Below are 20,043 nucleotides of genomic sequence, written 5' to 3'. Positions count from 1 at the left end.
TATATAAATTCATACTTTCCAAGGGGGAGAGTATGGCCAAGAGAAATGACTATTCGGGTTTCCTTTATCACTGGATAAAAGCAAACCCTTTCATGAAAGATAACAATCGCGACTACGATGCTGCATTTGAAGTCCTTATCAAAATCATAAATGATGGTGTGATCAGAGCCGGTATCACAATTGAAATAGGTGGCCATGAATGCATATGTTTTACAGAATCAACAAAATATACAATTAATGAAGACACTTCTAAATATCAACCATTTGGGTTTCAACTCTCAAAGCGAAGTGTGTTTTCTGCCGGCGGACGCCCAGTAATCTATTCACCGATAGCTGATAAGCAACTTATAGATGAGAGTATTCATTGGCGTTTCATGCCCTTCGATTTGGATGCGAAGTCAGAAAAGGCACCCTATGGAATTGATTTCACCTGGGAGCGAGAGTGGCGACTTAACGAACCGGAGCTTCCCTTGGATGATGTGGAAAGAATCTATGTTCCTAATGAGCAATATAAAAAATTGCTTATAGATCGCACTAATGACATCGTTCATAACACCATCAGTGAAGATCCTTCTGATTACTACTATGGTTATCCTCACCCAGGTGTTGAGGCATACATTGATAGTATTCACGATAGGATTGATGTTTTAATAAATAACTAAATGGTCGCTTCGGCGGCCTTTTTTTTACCAGATTTCCACCAATGAGGACATTGCATGACAGTCTATTGGTGTTGTGGGTGCGGTCGGACTGTGCGCTATCAGTGCGTAACTGCGCTGGACTATTTCCCATGGTGCTGTAGAGCGCCTATGTTACGAAAAATCTAAACGAAGGCGCTTGTCGGAACTATTTCTTACAAGGGAACGCCTCACTAAGAGCGTCAACTGCTAAATCAGAAGCGTTTTCAGCCCGGCGTTTAGGGTTTTGCTTCAAGTATTGATATACGACATCAGAAATCTGGTTCAGATTAAGTTGATTGCTGGCGCAAAAAAGTACACCGCTACCTAGATCGTAAACTCCTGATACGTATCCATAATACATGTTTGCGTCGCTGATATCAGAACCCATTATTCTGTTTTCTCTGACTCTCATCAAGGATTCGCCCCAGGCAAAAAGCTGATTCCCTGTATAAAAATTTGCCTGCGCTTCCTGCGCACCGAACAAACCAATGGCGCCAATTAGCATGGCCTTTTTAATCATCATCTCACCCCTTTTGTTTGAATAAACATAACTTAACGAGGATCCAGCATGAAACGCAACCGCGTTAACGTGCTGACCGTCGTCAACTCCGCTTCAAACATCACCACTGAAACCATCGACGGCAAGCCACATATCGTGGTTCGCGGCATCACGCCTGTCGTGGACGATATTGTGATGAACCGGAAGTTGTACCCGGCAGCAGAAATCGAAAAGGCCTACAACACGCTCGAGCGTAACCCGATGCCGCTGGGCCACCCGAAAGTGGACGGCAAGCATGTTTCGGCGCGCGATGTCCGGGCGGTAAACGAGTACCACGTCGGAGCTTGGCTACAGAACGTCAGCCACAAAGACGGGAAGGTGATGGGCGACATGTACGTTAACCGTCAGTACGCCGAGTCTAGCGACAAGGGCAAGCGCCTGATTAACCGCCTGGATGAGATGCTGGCTGGCACCAACTCCGACCCGATCCACATCTCCACAGGCCTTCTGTATTCCGGAATCGCCGCCAACGGCGAATCGAAGGGCAAGAAGTACAACGAGATCGCCACAAACATGATGTTTGACCATGTGGCCGTGCTGCTTGATGAGCCTGGCGCTGGAACGCCGGAAGAGGGTGTTGGCATCTTCGTTAACGCCGAGGGTGATGAACTCGAAATCGAGGTCGTTAATCTCGAAGAGTCCGCTACCCCAGACCAGCAAGACCCCGCATTCAAAACATTTTTCAACCAGCTAAAGGCGTTTTTCGGCGCCAACAGCGATTCAACCCAGAAGGAAACAGACCCGATGAAAGAGCTCATCGTTAATGCGCTGAAGGCCAAAGGTAAATCGGTTGACGGTAAAACCGATGCCGAACTGATGGACGCATATAACCAGATGCTGGCAGAAAACGCCGACAGCAAAGAAGAAACGCCCGAAGAGAAGGCCGCACGTGAGAAGAAAGAAGCGGATGACAAGAAGGCTAAAGAGCAGGCCACCAACAGCGAAGAGATGCCAGCGTGGGCGCAGAAACTCGCGGATCGCGTGGACGTCGTTTTCAACAGCCTGAACGCTAACGCCGACAAAGAGAAAGGTGAAAAGCGCGCAGCTGTGAAGCTGGCGATGAACATGAGCGATGACGAAGTCGCAGATCTGGACGGTAAGGCTCTCGACGCGATGTACGCCAAGTGCCAGACCTCTTTCGGCCTGAACGGTGCATTCCGCCAGGCAACCAACACCCAATCAGTCAGCGAAATGCCGGAGTAAAAAATGGCTAAAGACGGAAAACACGTAATTCACGCGGGCGGTATCTTCGCAAACCCACAACTTCACCGTGAAGGTGCAGCAGCCGCTGATACGCCTCCAGGCACGATTGGTTTCTTCGATAACACTACGAAGAAATTCACTGCCTCCGTGGATGGTAATGAAACCGCGATCCTCTACGTAGCCAACTATGACTACCTGCGTTGTAAAACCGTAGATGACATCATCAAGGCTGGCGACTGGGTTGTTGCTTTCCACCCAACTCCAGGCGTTTTCTTCAACGTTCCAGCTGCAGCAGGCACTTACACAAAAGGGCAGCCACTCTCTGTGGCCAACGGTCGAGTTAAAGCTGTCGGTACTGGTGAATCGGTCCGCTGCTACGTAGAAGAAGACCGCTCATACACCATTGCAACGGCAGGTGACCTCCTGCGCGTGGTCATTAAATAAGGAGCACCTGAATGTTTGTATTCTCCACTAAGCAGGCGACCGAAACCGGGAACCTTGAGGTTAACTCCTCTCAATTCAAAAAGCTGACTTCAGCTCGCAATGCCAGCGCTCAGGCTGCCGCTGATTTCATTGCCCGCACTAAATGGCGTGGCGATGCGGAAGATACGCCAGAGCTTAATGCTGTTAACGCAGTCGACGATATCCGCCGTCTGTATAAGGCCTATGACCAGACTGTTCTGAAGCAATTCGAACCGAACACCGAATTCACGCTGTTGAACGACCTGATGCCGCTGTCTCGCTCAGTTCACCTGGAAGAGTCTGTGTACGAATACGCTCGCACCGGCGGCCGTGGATGGGCCCACACTTCTATGTCCGGTCAGATTGGTGCTGCGCTGGATGCGAAGTCGTACACCTTCGATGGCACCATGGTGCCGATCCACGACAGCGGCTTTAAGTTCAACTGGCGTGACCCGGTATTCAACAAAGGCTCTGCGCTCTCGTCCCTTGCTGACGCTCAGGCTGGTTCTGTCGATGACGTACGTCGCCAGTATGTCGACTACATCTGGGAAGGCTTCCGCGATGCGGACGGTAACTACATCAAATTCGATGACAAGACCTGGAAAGGTCTGCGTCATGATGAGCGTGTAGCGCAGGTCTCACTGACGGTTAACTTTGCAACCAGCACCGACCCGAAAGCCATGCGTGCCGCGGCGATCGCCCTGCGTGACGTCCTCAAGCTGCAAAACATGCAGTACGGACAGCAAACATGGTACGTATCCAGCGAAATCATGTCCAACTGGGAACAGTACTTCGATGTGAACTCTCTACGCACTGTGCTTGAAGAGATCTCCAAGCTGTCAGGCATCTCGGCAATCAAAGAAGATGCTGAGCTGACCGGCAACGAAATCGTAATCGTGCCACTGCAGGCTGGCGTGATTGCACCGATCGTCGGTCAGGCCTTCGGTACCGTCGCAGACCCGCGCCAGTTCTACAACTCAGATTACGTTTGGCGTACCTGGGGGGCTGCTGGCCTGATGGTCAAGCAGGACATCAACGGTCACTACTCTGTTATTCACGCTTCAAGCTAAGGAAAAAACATGGCACTCGTAAAGGTATTGGTAGCAAACCTCTTTGCCGGTGCCAGCCTTCAAAAGCTGGAGGCTGGACAGGTTTATGACGTCGATGACTCAATCGCTGAAAAGTGGATTGAGCAGGGCAAGGTTGAGAAATCCACCGAGAAGAAGGGTGAAAAGCTCGTCTTCGAAGTGGCGACACCGTCTGCGCCAGTTGCATCCGGTACATCCGATTTGCAGTCAAAGCTCAATGATGCCCTCGAGCAGCTGAAGCAGGCCCAGTCAGACGCTGATGCGAAAGACAAAGAGCATGCAGATGTCCTCGAGCAGCTGAAGCAGGCTCATGCAACTGAGCTGGAATCCGCGAACAAACGCGCTGACGAAGCAGAGGCCGCACTGGCAGAAGCTATCAAGAAGGCAAAATAACCATGGCTGACCCAATCACAGCGGCAGACGTGCAGGCGTTCCTCGGTGAATTGGGTTATTCCATTCCGGGCGCGTTGCTGGAGCCGATCCTCTGCGTGGTGAACAAGATTATCCCGTGTCTCGATGGTGCAGGTTATGACGAGTGCACCGCGAAGTTGATCCTAATGTATGCCGCCGCGCTTATGGCTACGTCGTCCGGCGCACGCCGCATCAAATCGCAGGGTGCACCGTCTGGCGCATCCCGTTCGTTTGAATATGGCGACGACAGCATTACCTGGCTGCGCGACTCGCTGGCCCGGCTTGATACCAGCGGCTGCACCGGTGAGTTGCCAATAAGCGCCGGTAACAGTGTCGGCCTGTTCATGGTTGTAGGATGTTGCTGATGCTTGAAGCAAAACAAATTGCCGAGCTACTGAACCAGTTATTCGCGATAGACCCTGCGGCGGCGGCTGACCTGGTCAATCACCGGGTGGTATGCAACGACGCATTTCTCGGCAGTGACATCCCATTTGTCTGCTCTCAGTCTCGCGATGGCATCATCACCATGGGTGTGCTCGGGTTCGTGAATGCCATGGCTAAGCCAGGAACTGGTTACGCAGCAGCCGTGTATGAAGATGACGAAAAACTTACCGGTTTCACAGTGGTAGGTGATGCGTTATGACGTACAAATCAGTTAAGCAAGGTCTGCCGCGCTCGTTCACCCGCGTCTGGGTGATGACCGATACCGGCCGTGAGACTACCGGCTACGTCAAATCTGACGGCGAGTGGCACATCAACTGTGAGCGCATCCGGGCGACTGGCGCGAAAGTGCTGCGCTGGAAGGAGGGCTGATGTCATCGGTAGCGAACTGGTCATATACAGCCACGGCAACCATCTGGCGAAAGCTGGAAGGCAATGACGAATACGGCGATCCGCTGGGCTATGCCGAGCCTGAACAAATCCTCTGCGACTACGAGGGCGGACTCAGCAAGAAGTTAGCCAGCCTGGGCGCCGAAATCGTCGTGAAAAACACCGTCTGGACGGAATTTGCGCTGGCGGCTGCCGGTGATTATCTGCTGATTGGCGTATCGACCGAAGCCGACCCGGTTGTGGCCGGTGCCGACGAGGTGCGGCAGGTTATCCGCTACGCCGACACGTTCGAGCGTATGACTGATGATTACGCCATCCTTACTGGAATCTGATAAACCTGTGCAATAATAGGGGAAAAAATTACGTGGATTGAAAGGTAATGGGATTTCAATATTGGTTCACGGTGTGCGCGGTATTTTTGGTTGGCCCAATCTCCTTGGTACAATCGTTTGTCTACTGTCGTCGGGGTGTTTATACCAAAACATTCAAAGGAACGCTCCGAAAGGAGTACATACACGTGGATGAAAAGCCTATTGAATTCTGGTTCAGCATTATCTTTCATATGGTAATGGGCATGGCGATGATTGTTTTAGGCTTCTGGTTTTTAGATGATCTACCTGCTTTTCATAGTTGGTACACTGAAATTTGCGCAATGCTCCCTTTTTGATTCACCGTTTAAATGACACCAAACCTCGCTCAGGCGGGGTTTTTTATTGCCTGGAGAAAACCATGGGCGTCAAAGTGCGCGGCGTTAAGCAGTCGAAAGCCGGGCTCAATCGCATCATCAACGATGTGAAAGGGCGCAGGGTTGTCCGGGCATTACAGTCAGCGATGATAATCGGCAGCTCACAGGCCGCGCTTTATACGCCTATCGACACCTCAACGCTGCTTAATAGCCAGTATCGGGAGTTGATAAATAACGGCGTTCGTCTGACAGGGCGTGTGGGATACACGGCGAACTACGCTGTGTTCGTTCATGACCCGAATGTGCCGCAAACCTTCCGCCGTTCGACCGCGCACAAAGAGTTCCTCACAAAAGGTTTTGAAGACACCCGCAGCCAGATTGATGCCGTTATGCGCAAGGAGCTTTCAGTATGACACCAGCCATGTACGAGCGCGTGCGTAACTATTTCGTTGATGCCGGGCTTACCACTGGCTTCATTGTTCAGTTGTTGGCGTGGGACGATACAAAGAAGTTAACTGACGCATTCATCGTGTTCCGGCCCAACGGCGGTACCGACATCCGAAATGACCTCGGGTCTGACCACTACGTGCTGGTGGATATCATCTCCGCCAAGGACAAGCGACGCGCAGCAGCAGAGAAGGCTCAGGAAATCATCAATTATGTCGAACAGAACGACATTACTGATGAATGCCTTGGCCTGATTCAAAACCTCGGTAACATGCCGGCACCCATCCCGACCGAAGAGGGCCGCCTGGTCTTCCGGCTTCAGTTTATGTGCGTATACGGCGAATAACCCCCATCACCAACCCATCAGGCTGCCATCCGGCGGCCTTTTTTATTTGAGAGGTACACATGCAAGGCTGTGCTAATGATTTTGGCAAGCTGATCGGGAAAGTAGCTGTGCTACGCATGGCCTTTGGCTGCCCCGACGCAGTGCCCGCGCTTTCCGAGTGGAAGCGTCTCGGCGCTATGACGACCAAGGGCATCGACTATTCGATGAACACCATCAACTCTGAAGCAGATGATGCTAAAGGGCTGGTGGAGAACCTGGTCAACAACATGGATCTGACGATCTCCGGTGAAGGGGAGCTTAGAAAGTCTGATAAAGACAACGAGATCGGCGCTTTCAGGCTTTCGAAATATATTTTCGATGAAGTCCAGGCCGGTCGACAGCCGAATCTCTGGGTTCGCTTTGACTTCGCGGGTGAGAACGCCGGTACTTATATCCAGGGGTACATGAACACCACTTCATGGTCCGCTGATTTCGGTACCAACGATATCTCAACCTTCTCCGGAGAGTGGAAAGTCTACGACGCTGACACAGTTGTGTTTGAAGTTGCTGACTCCATCGCAGCCACTGGTGTGGAAGTAACCCCGGCAACTGCATCTCTGGTCGTCGGGGCAACCCAGCAACTCAGCGGCGCAGTTCAGCCTGTTGATGCTACGAATAAGTCTATCACCTGGACGACTTCGGCACCTTCCATTGCGACAGTCAGTTCAACCGGTCTGGTTACTGCCGTTGCTGCTGGTACCGCGACTATTACGGCAACTACGGCTGACGGTGACTTTACTGACACCTGCGCTGTTACCGTAACTGCCGCACCGTAATCACTACAAAGGGCGGCGTGCTGCCCTTGATACTGATTATGGAGAGCGATATGACCCCTTTGAAAGAAATTGGCGAGTGCGTTATCGGCGCTGGCGAGCGTGAGTTTTTCTTCCGGCCGTCGTTCCGTAACATGACGCGGATAGGCGAGCCAGGGCATATCGTCCGCACGTTCTATGCACTCTTCAATGATGACGTGGCGAAAATGCTTGAGGCAGCGCGCGAAATTCACAGCGCTATACCTGAGCATCAGAGAAGATTTTATGCACACTACTTCGGAGATGTAACGCATCCTCTCTGGGCGCTTGAAGCTGCAGGTTCAGCGGCGTTTCTACGTGAAACTTTACTCTCTGCGATCAACGTCATCCAGTCTTGCTGCGATGAGGATGTTTCTGAGCTTACTGGATGGCATGAGCTATCCCGTACTGGACGACGTACATTTGTATGGCACCGCGGTTCGCTACCTCCTGAGAACCTCATTCTGATAGCTCAGTCATTGATGATGCATGGCATCATCGGACGGGCAAGAGTCAGGACGCTGCAGAAGAACGAAAGTAAGGAAACGACTTCTGAGTTTCATGCGACTGAATACATCATGGCCGCCCGCAATCATTTTGGCATCAGCAAGGAAGAGGCGATGGAGCTAACCATGACCGAATTCGCCATGATGCTGAACGCCAAATACCCGGACCAGAAAGGCTTCACCAGGGAAGAGTATGACGCGGTTATGGATGATGATGATCGTCGATGGAAGGCAATGATTGAGCGCGAACGTAACCTTTTAAAAACCTGAACTGCGAATTGTAGGAGTTAATTAATTGTGTTTGAAAGATTAGAATAATCTGAACTTTCCTCCTCAGGGTTATAAAATGCTAACTCCTAAGCAAAAGGCTATCATCTGGGCTTTAGGTATCATTTTTGGCGTACCTACCAGCATTTATGGTATCCAATGGACTTTAACTAAATTCGCGAAGCAACAAGTAAATTGCCTTTCTGATGCATCACAAGCTGTCATCGAATTAACTGAAAAATCGTTAAGTGAACAAGGCGATGGAAGTCAACTTTCAAAAGACTTCACCACTTGTAGAAAAAATATTGACCCAAATAAAGGGACATTTGATTTCTTCAAGGAAGAGATTCATAGGCACAAGTCAAAAACCTGACCCGCTACGGCGGGTTTTTTTATGCCCGGAGAAAACTGATGTCTGAAAAAGCAGGCGAGATTTATTACGACATCGAAGCCGATGTTTCTGGCTTGCTGAAGGCGCAGGGAAAGGCCAATAAGTCGCTCGACTCTATTGGCAACTCTGCCACGAATGCAGCCAAAAAGATGGATGAGCTGCAAACGAATATCAACCGCGTAGCAGGTGCCATTGCAGCGTCACTGGTTGTTGACTGGGGTAAGGCGTTTCTCGTTGCTGCTGACAACATGAGTCAGTTGAATGCAAGAATTGAACGACTAACCGGTAGCGCCGCCGCGGCCTCACAGACAATGCAGAGTCTGATGCGTATCAGCTCAGCTACAGGCGGGTCGCTTCAGGACACGGAAAAGCTTTGGGAAACCCTGAGCACGGCGTTGCGCGATACCGGTGCGACAAACGGTCAGATTTTACAGCTGACCGAGACGCTTCAAAAAATCGGGCGCATCGGTGGATCCTCATCAGAGGAAATGGCTAATGCGCTCCGCCAGTTCGGCCAGTCTATATCTTCTGGCACGGTCCGGGCTGAGGAATTCAACTCCATCCTTGAGCAGATGCCGGAACTGGCTCGCCAGATCGCCGCGGGAATGGGTGTCAGCATCGGACAGTTACGTCAGCTTATGTTGGACGGGAAACTAACCGCTGAGGACGCGCTAAACGCCATTCAGAAACAAACCGGTTCAGTGAATGCTGAGTTCGAGAAGCTGCCGCGTACGCTTTCACAGGCAAACACTGCGCTGACAAACTCTTTCCTGTCGATGATAGATTCGGTAAACCAGGCAACGGGCGCAAGCTCTGGCATGGTTGCTGTGATTGACTCTTTGACTGCTGCGCTGGACAGACTTGCCGGCAAAGCCATCTCTGCCGATTCACAGATCTCAGATCTGAACAGTACCGCGGAAATGTTCACGCGCCGGGCCCGCACATGGTCATGGCTCGGTCTGGACGGGTGGGAAGCCCAAAACAAAGCGCTGGCTGGTTTGAGTAATAAAGCCGCTATGCTGGTTGGCGATCTGGATGCTGTCACGAAAGCCTCGAAAACCGCAGCTAACACAAAGCCGATCGAGATAAAAACCACCGGAACTACCGCCGGCAGCAAGGCAAAAGGCGGTAAGTCCGCAGCCCAGAAAGATGCTGAGCAATACGCCAAAGCGCAGGAGTCCGTTAACCAAAAACTGGATGAACTGAAGCAAAAGGCCGAGCTGTCTGCGGGCAGTGTAGGCGAACTGTCGCGCGCGCAGGCCGTACTGAACGCACAGCAGTCTCTCGGTAATACTGCTTCGCAAGAGCAAATCATGCTCGCCGGGCAACTGGCAGGAAAAGCCTGGGATAATGCTAATGCACTGCGTGAGCAGGCAAAAGCAGAGCGGGAGCGCACTGAAGCTGCTAACAAATTCAGCTCGATCCAGGGTAAGACCAGTAAAACAGCCGGTCTTGATAGCCAGTATCAGAAAGACATTGCTGACATCCAGTTATATGCCCAGTTATACCCGCAAAAAATTGGCGAGGCAGAAGCTGCCCGTGCTGCGATTGAACAGCAGTACCGGGACCAGCGTAATGCTGCCATGTGGGAAGAGTGGTCTCAGCAAAACCTTGCCACGCAGGCCGCATCTGCAGCCTTTGAAGCATTCGGCAACAACGCATCAAACGCCCTGACAGGGATTATTACTGGCAGCATGTCAGCTTCTGAAGCCCTGCAATCCATCGGTAGCACTGTGCTAAACAGCGTTGTAAATACGTTCGTGCAGATGGGCATGGAGTGGGTGAAGGCCGCAGTTACTGGCAGCAGCGCACAGATAGCCGCTACTGCAGCTACAACTTCGGCGGCTGTAGCCGGTACGGCGACAACTACCGCAGCGAGCGTCTCTTCTGCAGCGGCAACTACTGCTGCGTGGACACCTGCAGCCATTGTGGCATCTATCGGCTCGTTCGGTGGTGCTGCGGCCATTGGTATCGGTGCAGTTATTGCCGCCATGGCGATGGCTGGTGGTATCGCAGGTAAGCGTAAAAATGGCGGTCCTGTATCAGCTGGCTCTATGTACCAGGTAGGCGAGGGCGGCATGCCTGAAATCTACCAGGCCAGCAATGGCAGTCAGTACATGATCCCCGGCGACAACGGAAAGGTGATTAGCAATAAGGATCTGACGAATGGCGGAGGTGGTGGAGTAGTGGTCAATATCAACAACTATACGTCGTCAAACGTAGATGCGCAGGCAACACCAGACGGAAATGGAGGTTGGACGGTGGATGCATTCGTCTATGACCTCGATAACGGTGGTCCTGCCAGTCAGGCCATACAGCGAAATCACCAGGCACCACGTAAGGCAAGGAGCTAACTATGCCTATTCCATATCCTGACTGGCTTCCCCTGGCGCAAAAAGGAAAAACGCCGTCGACCGATACCGGGTTTCGGACGGACCAGCCAGCGGTCGGCGCGCCAATATTTCAGAAGCTCACCGATGACCTGAAGACCACCTTTTCTCTTACGTGGATATTCACCAGGGATCAGCACCGGGCCTTCATGCAGTGGTTGCGGAGCCCGAACTACCTCGATAACTGCAATCAGTGGTTCACGATGTGCCTCGGGACCGGTACTGGCGACACAGGCCTTGAAGTTCAGGAACTGCATTTCCTTTCCTGGCCGACATGGTCGCAATCCGGCTCCATTTTCACCTGGAGCGGTGATGTTATCTCGCGAGAACTGGTTAACTCGGATGATGAGTTTGACGACATTATTGTCGAGCTTCCGCCTCCGTGGGGTTCATGGCTCGATATCATCGTCACCGGTTACCCGGATGGACGTGATCCGGAAAGCCTGCCGAGGGTTCCGTAATGCCCACACTGAGAGAATTTCAGAGCCAGAGACCGAACCGGATACTTTACGAGACGATCACCTTCTACAACGAGACGTTTGGATATGTGCGTCTGGTGAACAACCAGATATTCCCCAAAACGCTCGGCGGTCAGGTGTTCACTCCATGCCGGATGGAGCTTACGGAGAGCCAGCAAAGCAATACGCCGGTACTCGACAGCACGGTTAAATTTAGCCGCCTGGCGCAGGACTTTAAACAGAAGCTGAAACTCTGGAAGGCGCATTCGCGCATCACGCCGATATCTGCCACCTATCAACAGTTCGACGCTGCTGACATGAGCACAGCTATCAAGTCCTGGACGCTCTATGTCAATGACTGCTCAATGGATGACAAGGACGTCACATGCAGCCTCACGCGCATTAATCCGCTAAACCGGAACGTTGGCCGTCTGTACACCGTCGAAGAATACCCGGGGCTTCAGAATGCATAGAGACGAGTTTATTTCTCGAATTGAGGGCGTGCCATGGAGTAACCGGGCGTGCAGTTTCGACGCAGCAGACTGCTGGGGTCTGGTGGTGATGTATTACCGGCATGTTCTCGGTATCGAGGTACACCAGAATGCGGACTACGAATCCGGGCGCGACTTCATGACCTGCTATGACGCTGATGTCGTGTTCTGGCAGCGAAGCGAAACATTTTGCGATGAAGGGATCTTCGTGGCCTGGGTCGGCAGTCAGCCCGTGCATGTTGGGCTGATACTGGGCGGCCGGGTGCTGCACAGCCGCGGGGAAAACGGGCATGTCAGATTTGACCCGATACGGACAATTCAGAAGCTATTCACAAGAGTGGAGTTTTACCAGTATGCCGGTAATCGAAATTCAGCGCGTCCCGGGGATGCCGAAGGACAGGGCAGTAGTTGAGACAGGGACGGTGTTTTATGACTGGCTTGCTCAGGAGAGCTTCCACCGCGATATCCGCATTAATGTTAACGGCAAAGAACTGCAGCCTGAAGAAGAGCTGGGCTTTATTCTTCAGGAAAATGACAGGGTAGTCATTTTTGACCAGCCTAAAAGCGGCGGTCTGATTGGTACCATCCTGAACCCACTCGAGCACCTCAATCCCATTAAGTTTACGCAGAAGGTGCTTGCCGGCCTGATGCCAAAACCCAATGCGAGCGCGTCCAGTGGGAACAGCAAAACATCGCCAAACAACAGCCTGAAGGGACAGACCAACATCGCGCGCAATGGCGAAGCTAAGCCTGATAACTTCGGGCAGATCAGGGCGTTTCCCGACCTCACCCAGGAATCAGTTTTTGAATATGTCCCGGGCGGTGCAGATAACACTTGGCTGAAATACGTAACTGAGGTTATGTGCTTTGGCTTGGGGAAATATGACATAACCTCTGTGCGGTTCTCTGAAACAAATCTTGGCTCAATGGCGGGAGCAAGTTACACCATTTATCAGCCCGGTGAAGTGATCCCCCAGGTCATCGAGGGTTACCAGTTTGACGACGTTGACGGGCAGGAACTTCTCGGGCCAAACGAAAAAGAAGGCACGCCAATTGAAAGCGCGACGGCGACAACCGTCATAAGTGGCGTTTACGCTGGTGGTGAAATTGCGATGAAAATCGTAAAACAGGCTGATTTTGACTATTTCCTTGGCCTGATCCTCCCTCACCCGGTAACTTTCACGATCAATGTAACCAGGCCGGTGCCGGGTGGTTCTGTAACGGAAGAAGTCCAGCTTTCAGGGTCGATGATAAGCATCGTTGAAAGCGACGACGGAAGCGTCATTAACCCGGTCAGGTATTACACTTTCTCGTTCAATAAAATCTCAGCACCGGGCTTTGATTTATCAGGCGTCACCATTAACACAACAAAATTTATCCTGGCCGATAACGGAACGCTTGTGGTAGGCCCGTTTATCTCCCCGGTGCAGTCAACTCAGCTATGGATCCACGTGATTGCCGGTTACGCCGGGCAGCACAACGACTCTTTCAAAATTAAATGGTGGAAGGTCGATGATGATAATAATCAGATCCCTGGCACGGAGGAGACGGTGACTTATGCGATTGTCGAAGGGATAAAGGGCATTTCGAAGACCTACTACCGGACATATAAGCAAACTCCTGCAGCCGGGTACGGACGCTATGCCGTCTCGCTTGAACGCATAACAAACAGCGCCAGCGACAGCAAAATTCAGCTTGAGGAGATTCACGCCATCAACGTCAGGACCAATGTTGTACATCCTGATGACACGCTGGTGAAAATAGTCGTCCGGGCGACAGAGAACGCCACCGGCAGCCGAGACAGGAAATACAACGCGCTGATCACCCGCCACGTCATCACCTACAACATGACTACTCAGCAGGTTGATTATACGTTCCGACCGTCACGGAAATTTGCAGATATTGCCTTGTTTAACTGGCTTGTGGTCGGTCAGCAGCCGGAGTCGAGCATCGACATTTACGGCCTGTACCAGATTCAGGCTGAAATCGACGCCATCGATCCACGACTCGGCTACTTCGATTACACCTTTGACGATGAGGATGTGTCGCTCGGATCGCGCATGGAGACCATCTGTGACGCTGCCAGCGTGTCCGTCTATGACGATAACGGTGTGCTGTCATTCACCCGAGACAGCAGGAAAACATCTGCGGCCACGATATTCAACCGCTCAAACACAAAGCCCGATGGTTACTCGCTTTCTTACGACATGACGCTTCCAGGCGGTTATGACGGAGTTGAAGTGCAGTTCCGCAACCCGGACACCAATAAGCAGGACTTTGTCCGGTACCGGATATCCGGCAATTCCATCATCGAAGGATCGCCGGCCAAGGCGAAAAAGTTCGAAATGCTGTACGTCAGGAACAGGTATCAGGCGGACGAGCGGGCGCTGCGCGAGTGCAAGAGGCTCATATTCTCCCGTATGACCATGGCTATTACAGCAATGGCAGATGGAGAGTGGGTAAACATTGGCGATATGGTCCAGGTGCCGGATACATACGACACCAACCAGCAGGCCGGATACATCGTGTCACGGGTCGGCAATGACTTTGAGACGAGTGAGCGCATCAACTTCTCAGGAACCATGTTTGTGCAGGTCACGGATTCGTCCGGTGCTACTACTGCACGATACCCGGCATCCCCGCGCATTGACACCGCGTTTGGCTTTACCGCTGCCATTCCTGATATCTACCTGAACCTGTTCGATGGTGTCGACGTCCAGTCGCCTTCCCGATACGTCATTGCCACGTCTCAGGAACTGGATGCAGGACAGTGGACTATCACCGCCAAGCAACCAGATGGAAAGGGAAGTACAGCGTTAACCCTTGCTGAGTATAGCGATCTGATTTACCAATAAGAACCGTCCACGTGCAACCAAACCCGACCTATGGGCGGGTATTTATGGAATAAATATGGCTACTACACCAACAAACCTGCCTGTTCCAAGTGAATCTCCAATCGACCTGAAATTTAATGCAGGGAAAATTGATGAATATGTCACCTCAATGGGGTGGACATATACCGATCGATTTGGTCAAAAGCATTACACGATTGAAGGCAATAATTATCTTGCCAGGCAGGCTATTTCCGCTTTCGGGTATATTACCCTGGATAGCTTTGAAGACGGCAATACGCTTACGCTACCGAATCAAGTTTTGAGACTTGAAGCTTCAGGCGAATATTATCGATGGGATGGTGCATTCCCGTCTGAAGGTAAGATAGTCCCCCCATTATCAACACCGAACTCAACAGGCGGAATAGGCCCTCGTGCTTGGCTGAGCGTAGGCGATGCTGTGCTGCGTAATGAACTAGCTTCTGACTTCGGCGACCCGTTGGTAAGTTCACACAAAGTTAAAGTGACGCCTCATGGCAATCTCGCAGAGATACAGTATTACGTAACTCCCGAACAGTTTGGAAATTACGTCGATGAAAATACAGATTTTACTACATCAGTACAGGCCGCGATTAATTATGCCGCAGCAAACTCTGGTGTTCATGTTAGAGGCACTAATAAAGTCTATGGTGTAGGGGCTGTTATAGTAACCGTTGGCTGTAAAAAAATTGAATCACTAAAACTTAAATGTGTCACACCTGGAACTGACACAATGTTAAGATCATTTGTTGATACTGGGCATGACGGTCTTGTTATTAGAGGTTGTGATATTAACGCCAATTCCAATGCGTCAAAGGGCATCACCGTATCAGGAATTATAAACTCAACAATTGAAGAAAATAATGTCTATGGATTTGCCTCTGGCGTTGAGCGCTATGGAATACGCATAGGGTTACTCAGTGCAACATCAGTAAACTATAACAACAAGATTATAAATAACACTATCACAATGCCGATTGACCCAGACAATGGATCAGGCAGCATAACGTTAACTGGGATAGGCCTTGTCGCAATTGTAACTAGTAATTATGGTGGCATTGACATTAATGGAGGGACTCCACTTTATCCATCTACCATAACATTAAGGGATACTCTTGTTTCTGGAAACGTAGTTAGTGGAGGTACGCACGGGTTACAGGGCGGTGGAATATTCAGGGCTAATATCTCAAACAACACATTTAGCGGGCAAAGTCACAGGAGTATAAATTTAAGTTCAAATTGTCAGAGGGTGCAGGTTAATAACAACTTTCTCCTTGAGGCTGGGAGCTCAGGTGTGAATGTAGCCTGGGGGTGTCGATGGATCGATATTACTGACAACTATATTCAAAGCTCAAGTAGCGCAGCTGTAAGCACCGATGATGCAGCGATTCAATGCTACAAAGGTATTACTACAGTCAATATATCCAACAACATGGTGCTAGGTGATTGGAAGTATAGTCTGTACCTTGGTGCCGCAGTTTCCTTCATTAATGTGACAGGGAATAGTTTTAACGCGGGCTCATTGGCGAGTATATGCATTGAGTCTGATTGGGCTGGTTCGCCAAAACCAACGAGCGCTATATACAGCAGGGCATATGACCCAAACACTGTTCCAGTAGCTGGTGCTTCTAACGAGATTAATATAAATGCTAACTCTCATTCTGGCACGGGGTGTGTCTATGCTTTAGGGGGGTTCAATAGCAAGGCGCTAACTGGTTTGTCTATTTCCAATGAGGTTGTTGGAAATGCCACATCCAGACCTCATATTTTATACTCGTTCGATACCGGGTCATTTATTAGTGAAGTTAACTTCATTAACATTAAAGCGCGTGGGGCTTCTGCGTCCAAATATTTCAGCACCGGAAACCGATCCAACTTCTCAGCAATTAGCAACGTAACATTACTTGAAGATGCATCAGGCAATGAGGTTTCAGTAACTTCCTCAACTCCTTCAGTTTGGATTGGCCCAGATATACTTGTTAACGCGGCAGTGTCTGTTACTAACTTCACAGGAGGCGCAAACGGACAGATTATTCGCGTAAGACTGATTACAGGAGCAGGTATTACTCACGGAACTGCAACCATTAGACTAAAAGGTGGTGTTAATATAACTAGCACATCAGGAGACTCAATCGTAACTCTAGAGATGCGTTCTGGGGTCTGGTTCGAAATTAGTAGAAACTTTTAACATTAACAAATAGCCCACACCGGTGGGCTATTTTGCATTTTGTGCTAACTTAATATCATCATATCTATTCAAATTACCTGACGGGTAATTTCTGCATTTGTGACCCTATCTTTCGGCATCTGCTGGCGCTTTAATCACGTCAGTAGATGCTCTTTAACAATTAACGAGCCCTTAATCCGGTATTTCTATGAGAAAGCCAGCATTGTCTAAGGATTTTTCTGGAACAGAGAATCCTAACTCGGCTAAACGATCAAAAGTACGCTTAAGAACGTAATAGAAATCATCTTCACTCAATTCTTCAAGTTCGAGATCGCCCAGGGGGATGTGAAATCCCATGTGCCCCATCCGGGCCTTCTTATTGATTTCTGCGAATGTGCGCTTGAATATGATGTCGGATAACTCATCTTTAGCGCTGGCAACAATTTTGATTACGTCCTGAGCTGAAAGAACTTCATCATCTGCAAGTTCGGCAAGGTATGTCCTCTCAAGTCTTTGCACAATTTCTGCATTCATTGAACGGTTATTTTCTTTAGCAGAGACTTCAATTTTCTCTTTTAGTTCAATAGGAAGCCTTATTCTTAACTGCGGATCTTCTCTACTCATGTTATGCGCTCAGCCTGCAAAAAATTCACAATATGTAAATTATGCCCCACGGTGGGGTTGACAGCAATGCCGCACGGTGTGACACTTAATTAATGCCTCACGGTGGGGCTATAAAAATGAGGTTGAAATGCAAAAGGCAAAAGATATGTATCAGCGTAAGGTGCGCTTCCCTGAGGATGTAAAACGCGCCATTGAAAGAAACGGAGAGGAAGAATGCCGTCAGTTCAATACAGAGCTGATTTATCAACTGAGGAAGGTATACGGACTTATTGGTGATAAAAGTGCGCAGGCTTAAAAACGACGAAGCCCTAACTACTTGCGATAGTCAGGGCCTCTTATCGAACAAACCACCTAGGATGATCGACATGAATAGTGTACAGAACAAAGAATTAACTTTCCACAATACAAACTTCTCCTATATGGAAATGGCTGGGCAGGTTTGGCTGACTGCATCTGAAATTGGTCAGGCGCTTGAGTACGCAGATGACAAAGCTGTACAGAGAATTTATAGCCGTCACTCTGATGAATTTTCGGAGAAAATGACAGGAGTGGTCAAGGTGACCACCCCTAGCGGAACGCAGGATTCACGCGTGTTTTCACTTCGCGGAACTCATTTAATTGCGATGTTCGCACGCACGCCAAAGGCTAAAGAATTCCGCCGCTGGGTACTGGATGTTCTGGATCGCGAGGTCGCACATTCGCCGATAACCAAGCAATTCACTGATCAAGAGCTTTGTGATTTGGCCTGGTTATGGCGTGCCGGGGCTGTCATGAATGAAGCGTGTCGTGAAGTCTATCCACTCTTGAGAGTTGCCGAGCACCGAGAGGCTGGTCGTTTCTACTCTATCGTTCAGGAATATCCCAGGACACTGAATAAGGCTCGTGAAATCCTCAAGCGCGAAACCGCACATATTGAATTTCAACCATGGAGGGATGATAACTGGAGCAGGGTATTACCACACCTGCGTCAGGAGATGTTGCAATGATGCAAATAGAAAAGCCGATAGTTACGAGCTACCGGCTTCCATTGAAAATTGTCAGAAGGATCCAACTAATGACGTCATTAAATTTAGCAGTTCAGGAGCGGAATGTCGATCCCCAGCCTTTGCCTGTAATTGAATGGGCTGGAGTCCGGGTGGTGACCACGGAGACTTTGGCATCTGGTTATGGTACTGATGAAGCTAACATTAGGAATAACCTTTCTCGTAACCTTGATCGGTTCGAAGATGGTAAGCATTATTTTATTCTTTCAGGTTCTGATTTGCGTGAGTTCAAGAACAGAGTAACTGACGGTCACTCTGTCGGTAAAAATGCTAGATCTCTGACGCTGTGGACCGAGAAGGGGGCCGCGAGGATGTCTAAGATCGTCGATACGGATGAAGCTTGGTCTTTCTTCGAACGTCTTGAGGACTCGTATTTTCGTCCTTCCGCCGCTGTGGGCATTCCACTCACCTATGAAGCAGCGCTGGAAGATCTGCTGTCAAAGGTAAAGGAAAACCGTATCATCACAGAGCAGCGTGACCGAGCAGTTAAAGAGAAGCTTTGGATCTCTGAAAAACGGGAAGTAACGGCTATGGCTACTGCATCTGCAGCTGTAAGGGCCAAAAATAAACTGGCGGAGCGTGTAGGTGAGGGTAAGAATTATGCTGCCATTATTCCCGTGGAAAAGAAGCTTGGGCAAAAGTTTAAATGGCAGCCATTGCGCAAATGGTGCCGAGAAAACGACGCCATCCCGCACGATGTTGAAGATCCTCGCTTCGGTAGCGTTAAGTCATGGCCTCGAGCTGCATGGCTTGCAGTGTACGGTGTAGATCTTAGAAAGATTTTCTAATCGCAGTAAGATACAAACCCGCTTCGGCGGGTTTTTCATAACTAAATTTGCAGCCATCCTAGCCACTTAACCATCTTCTCATCCGTTCCGCTTGATCTCAAATCATCGATAATAATACTGTTTACACACACAGTGATGTTGTGAAGTGTTTATGCCAAACATAGCTGACAAACATGGTGCCTTTGTCGAGGTCACGCGAAAAAGCCCCTCTGAATGTTTACCAGCCACAGCAAACGTCGTCGGTGCGCCGGGCGGTTACGCGATTATTGAAAAAGTTCGAAGACCAGAGCAGGGCGTGAAGCTGCTCATCTGGTTCTGCGGGCGTCATCAATACGCATACCTTGCGGGTGAAGCACTGATAACTGATTATGGTGAAGCCATAGAAGGTGACTCACTTGATGACGTTCGCCTGATCGGTATTGTTACTCATACCATTCACCCGGCTTCTTCAGACAAAAAACCCTTCATGTAGTATTTAAAATGAGCAATCGACACTTCTATTCCTG

27 protein-coding genes are annotated in these 20,043 nt (G+C 50.1%); 25 read left to right on the top strand and 2 right to left on the bottom strand.

What is annotated here, in order from left to right:
• Positions 1-32 precede the first annotated feature (32 nt).
• Positions 33-662, top strand: a complete 630-nt coding sequence (locus tag QLG09_RS17095; RefSeq protein WP_282489153.1) for a hypothetical protein — start codon at positions 33-35, stop codon at positions 660-662.
• Between the two features lie 184 nt (positions 663-846).
• On the opposite strand, the gene QLG09_RS17090 is transcribed toward QLG09_RS17095, so the two are convergent.
• Positions 847-1,203, bottom strand: a complete 357-nt coding sequence (locus tag QLG09_RS17090) for a Rap1a/Tai family immunity protein (protein WP_032648637.1) — start codon at positions 1,201-1,203, stop codon at positions 847-849.
• A 45-nt stretch (positions 1,204-1,248) separates the two neighbouring features.
• On the opposite strand from QLG09_RS17090, the gene QLG09_RS17085 reads away from it, so the two are divergent.
• From QLG09_RS17085 to QLG09_RS16990, 20 genes are all read left to right on the top strand, one after another.
• On the top strand, positions 1,249-2,442 hold the full coding sequence (locus QLG09_RS17085) for a DUF2213 domain-containing protein (protein WP_282489152.1): 1,194 nt from the start codon (positions 1,249-1,251) through the stop codon (positions 2,440-2,442).
• A gap of 3 nt (positions 2,443-2,445) precedes the next feature.
• The gene (locus QLG09_RS17080) at positions 2,446-2,886 is read left to right on the top strand and encodes a hypothetical protein (RefSeq protein ID WP_282489150.1); all 441 of its coding nucleotides are present in this window, start codon (positions 2,446-2,448) and stop codon (positions 2,884-2,886) included.
• An 11-nt stretch (positions 2,887-2,897) separates the two neighbouring features.
• On the top strand, positions 2,898-3,974 hold the full coding sequence (locus QLG09_RS17075) for a major capsid protein (RefSeq protein ID WP_282489149.1): 1,077 nt from the start codon (positions 2,898-2,900) through the stop codon (positions 3,972-3,974).
• Positions 3,975-3,983: 9 nt separating this feature from the next.
• Positions 3,984-4,385 carry a hypothetical protein gene (locus QLG09_RS17070; protein ID WP_193152136.1) on the top strand — a complete coding sequence of 134 codons (402 nt, stop codon included), beginning with the start codon at positions 3,984-3,986 and terminating at the stop codon, positions 4,383-4,385.
• A 2-nt stretch (positions 4,386-4,387) separates the two neighbouring features.
• On the top strand, positions 4,388-4,768 hold the full coding sequence (locus tag QLG09_RS17065) for a hypothetical protein (RefSeq protein WP_282489148.1): 381 nt from the start codon (positions 4,388-4,390) through the stop codon (positions 4,766-4,768).
• Positions 4,768-5,046 carry a hypothetical protein gene (locus tag QLG09_RS17060; RefSeq protein WP_282489147.1) on the top strand — a complete coding sequence of 93 codons (279 nt, stop codon included), beginning with the start codon at positions 4,768-4,770 and terminating at the stop codon, positions 5,044-5,046. The genes QLG09_RS17065 and QLG09_RS17060 overlap by 1 nt, the downstream gene beginning before the upstream one ends.
• A complete protein-coding gene (locus QLG09_RS17055; RefSeq protein ID WP_045907350.1) occupies positions 5,043-5,216 on the top strand; it encodes a hypothetical protein in 174 nt (57 codons plus the stop codon). The genes QLG09_RS17060 and QLG09_RS17055 overlap by 4 nt, the downstream gene beginning before the upstream one ends.
• Positions 5,216-5,566, top strand: a complete 351-nt coding sequence (locus QLG09_RS17050) for a hypothetical protein (protein WP_282489145.1) — start codon at positions 5,216-5,218, stop codon at positions 5,564-5,566. The genes QLG09_RS17055 and QLG09_RS17050 overlap by 1 nt, the downstream gene beginning before the upstream one ends.
• 185 nt (positions 5,567-5,751) lie before the next feature.
• The gene (locus QLG09_RS17045) at positions 5,752-5,901 is read left to right on the top strand and encodes a hypothetical protein (RefSeq protein ID WP_282489144.1); all 150 of its coding nucleotides are present in this window, start codon (positions 5,752-5,754) and stop codon (positions 5,899-5,901) included.
• A 62-nt stretch (positions 5,902-5,963) separates the two neighbouring features.
• Positions 5,964-6,332, top strand: a complete 369-nt coding sequence (locus QLG09_RS17040) for an HK97 gp10 family phage protein (RefSeq protein ID WP_282489143.1) — start codon at positions 5,964-5,966, stop codon at positions 6,330-6,332.
• The gene (locus QLG09_RS17035) at positions 6,329-6,712 is read left to right on the top strand and encodes a hypothetical protein (RefSeq protein WP_282489142.1); all 384 of its coding nucleotides are present in this window, start codon (positions 6,329-6,331) and stop codon (positions 6,710-6,712) included. The genes QLG09_RS17040 and QLG09_RS17035 overlap by 4 nt, the downstream gene beginning before the upstream one ends.
• A 59-nt stretch (positions 6,713-6,771) precedes the next feature.
• Positions 6,772-7,527, top strand: a complete 756-nt coding sequence (locus QLG09_RS17030) for an Ig-like domain-containing protein (protein WP_078774518.1) — start codon at positions 6,772-6,774, stop codon at positions 7,525-7,527.
• Positions 7,528-7,577: 50 nt separating this feature from the next.
• Positions 7,578-8,318 carry a DUF6246 family protein gene (locus QLG09_RS17025; RefSeq protein WP_282489141.1) on the top strand — a complete coding sequence of 247 codons (741 nt, stop codon included), beginning with the start codon at positions 7,578-7,580 and terminating at the stop codon, positions 8,316-8,318.
• A 76-nt stretch (positions 8,319-8,394) separates the two neighbouring features.
• The gene (locus tag QLG09_RS17020; protein ID WP_014883990.1) at positions 8,395-8,688 is read left to right on the top strand and encodes a hypothetical protein; all 294 of its coding nucleotides are present in this window, start codon (positions 8,395-8,397) and stop codon (positions 8,686-8,688) included.
• 38 nt (positions 8,689-8,726) lie between these two features.
• Positions 8,727-11,060 carry a tape measure protein gene (locus QLG09_RS17015; RefSeq protein ID WP_078774516.1) on the top strand — a complete coding sequence of 778 codons (2,334 nt, stop codon included), beginning with the start codon at positions 8,727-8,729 and terminating at the stop codon, positions 11,058-11,060.
• Between the two features lie 2 nt (positions 11,061-11,062).
• Positions 11,063-11,557, top strand: coding sequence for a hypothetical protein (locus tag QLG09_RS17010; protein WP_078774515.1), 495 nt, complete (start codon positions 11,063-11,065; stop codon positions 11,555-11,557).
• Positions 11,557-12,027: a hypothetical protein gene (locus QLG09_RS17005; RefSeq protein WP_044865745.1), complete on the top strand. Its 471-nt coding sequence runs from the start codon at positions 11,557-11,559 to the stop codon at positions 12,025-12,027. Before QLG09_RS17010 ends, QLG09_RS17005 begins: the two co-directional genes overlap by 1 nt.
• Positions 12,020-12,457 carry an NlpC/P60 family protein gene (locus QLG09_RS17000; RefSeq protein ID WP_282489139.1) on the top strand — a complete coding sequence of 146 codons (438 nt, stop codon included), beginning with the start codon at positions 12,020-12,022 and terminating at the stop codon, positions 12,455-12,457. Before QLG09_RS17005 ends, QLG09_RS17000 begins: the two co-directional genes overlap by 8 nt.
• On the top strand, positions 12,399-14,900 hold the full coding sequence (locus QLG09_RS16995) for a MoaD/ThiS family protein (RefSeq protein ID WP_282489138.1): 2,502 nt from the start codon (positions 12,399-12,401) through the stop codon (positions 14,898-14,900). Before QLG09_RS17000 ends, QLG09_RS16995 begins: the two co-directional genes overlap by 59 nt.
• Before the next feature lie 55 nt (positions 14,901-14,955).
• Entirely contained in the window at positions 14,956-17,103 is a 2,148-nt protein-coding gene (locus tag QLG09_RS16990; RefSeq protein WP_282489137.1) for a hypothetical protein, read from the top strand.
• A gap of 171 nt (positions 17,104-17,274) precedes the next feature.
• On the opposite strand, the gene QLG09_RS16985 is transcribed toward QLG09_RS16990, so the two are convergent.
• On the bottom strand, positions 17,275-17,706 hold the full coding sequence (locus QLG09_RS16985; protein WP_282489136.1) for an Arc family DNA-binding protein: 432 nt from the start codon (positions 17,704-17,706) through the stop codon (positions 17,275-17,277).
• A gap of 127 nt (positions 17,707-17,833) precedes the next feature.
• Between QLG09_RS16985 and QLG09_RS16980 the strand changes: the two genes are divergently transcribed.
• From QLG09_RS16980 to QLG09_RS16965, 4 genes are all read left to right on the top strand, one after another.
• Positions 17,834-18,001, top strand: coding sequence for an Arc family DNA binding domain-containing protein (locus QLG09_RS16980; RefSeq protein WP_282489134.1), 168 nt, complete (start codon positions 17,834-17,836; stop codon positions 17,999-18,001).
• Between the two features lie 124 nt (positions 18,002-18,125).
• A complete protein-coding gene (locus tag QLG09_RS16975) occupies positions 18,126-18,692 on the top strand; it encodes a P22AR C-terminal domain-containing protein (protein WP_282489201.1) in 567 nt (188 codons plus the stop codon).
• A 68-nt stretch (positions 18,693-18,760) separates the two neighbouring features.
• Positions 18,761-19,537 carry an ORF6N domain-containing protein gene (locus QLG09_RS16970; RefSeq protein WP_282489200.1) on the top strand — a complete coding sequence of 259 codons (777 nt, stop codon included), beginning with the start codon at positions 18,761-18,763 and terminating at the stop codon, positions 19,535-19,537.
• A gap of 151 nt (positions 19,538-19,688) precedes the next feature.
• Positions 19,689-20,009: a hypothetical protein gene (locus tag QLG09_RS16965; RefSeq protein WP_282489133.1), complete on the top strand. Its 321-nt coding sequence runs from the start codon at positions 19,689-19,691 to the stop codon at positions 20,007-20,009.
• Positions 20,010-20,043: the final 34 nt, after the last annotated feature.

The organism is Enterobacter sp. V89_11 (genome assembly GCF_029967775.1).
GTDB classification, from domain to species: Bacteria; Pseudomonadota; Gammaproteobacteria; order Enterobacterales; family Enterobacteriaceae; genus Enterobacter; species Enterobacter ludwigii.
Note: the sequence above shows the minus strand (reverse complement) of the source record. Positions and strands in the feature narration are given on the sequence as shown.